The following is a 1065-nucleotide window of genomic DNA, read 5'->3' on the forward strand; positions in this document are numbered from 1 at the left end:
CATCCTCCCCATCTCCCCCATCCTCCCCTCTCTCCCCCATCCTCCCCATCTCCCCCATCTCCCCCATCCTCCTCATCTCCCCCATCCTTCAATCTAAAATCGGTTAAGCTAGCAGAAAACCATAAGCATTTTTTCTGTTACTGTGCCTAATCGCATTCATCTAATATCTCTATTGTTGGCGCTCGGTTTATGGAGCTTGCCTAAGCCAGTTTCCGCACAGGCATTCCTTCCCTACACCCCCCAACTAGAATCAGCCGAATTAGAGCAAACAGGCGTGAGCCTTGCACAGGAAGCCGCCCAGTTGGAGCAATTCCAACAGTACGAGCTCGCCCTGCCCAGAGCTCAGCTAGCCACACAGCTCGCCCCCAACAAGTATCAAACTTGGATTTTATTGGGGATTTTATATATGCGCGTGCAGAAGTTTGACGAAGGGATTATTGCTTTGCAGCAAGCTCAGACTCTTGCACCTGAGAATGCAGACATCCGCTTTTTCTTAGGAGAAGTACACTTCCGCCAAGCTCAATATGACAAAGCAATTGAACAACTACAAGCAGGCTTAAGAATAAAACCTGATACCCCTGGAGCTTTATTTGATTTAGGCAATGCCTTCTACAAACTGGGCAAATTTCAAGATGCGATCGCCCATTACGAAAAAGCAGTAGCTCAGTATGAAAAAGCCAAAGGTCAGGAAAAAGAACGCTGGCCAGCTATTAACAATATTGGGTTAGTAAAATACGAAATGGGTGATACTGACGGTGCCATTCGCCGCTGGCGAGAGGCAGTTGCCATCGAGGAAAAAGCAGCAGAACCAATGATGGCTCTGGCAATAGCTTTATATAGCAAAGGCGATCGAGAACAAGGTCTAGCGATCGCAGAAACCGCACTGCGGATAGACAAGCGCTATGCAGGGATAGACTTCCTTAAGGAAAATCTTTGGGGCGATCGCTTAATTGCAGAAGCTAAAAAGTTATTAGCAACTCCCCGCATTCAAGCCACCCTCGCCCAACTTCAAGACGCACCCGCGCCGGAGATGCCTTAAGGGGAGATGGGGAGATGGGGAGCGGG

At 48.9% G+C, this 1065-nt stretch carries 1 protein-coding gene; it reads left to right on the forward strand.

The annotated features are described in order from the left end of the window. Positions 1-142 precede the first annotated feature (142 nt). Positions 143-1039: a tetratricopeptide repeat protein gene (locus OSCIL6407_RS0105115; RefSeq protein WP_019486994.1), complete on the forward strand. Its 897-nt coding sequence runs from the start codon at positions 143-145 to the stop codon at positions 1037-1039. Positions 1040-1065 lie beyond the last annotated feature (26 nt).

This window comes from Kamptonema formosum PCC 6407, assembly GCF_000332155.1.
GTDB lineage: Bacteria > Cyanobacteriota > Cyanobacteriia > Cyanobacteriales > Microcoleaceae > Kamptonema > Kamptonema formosum.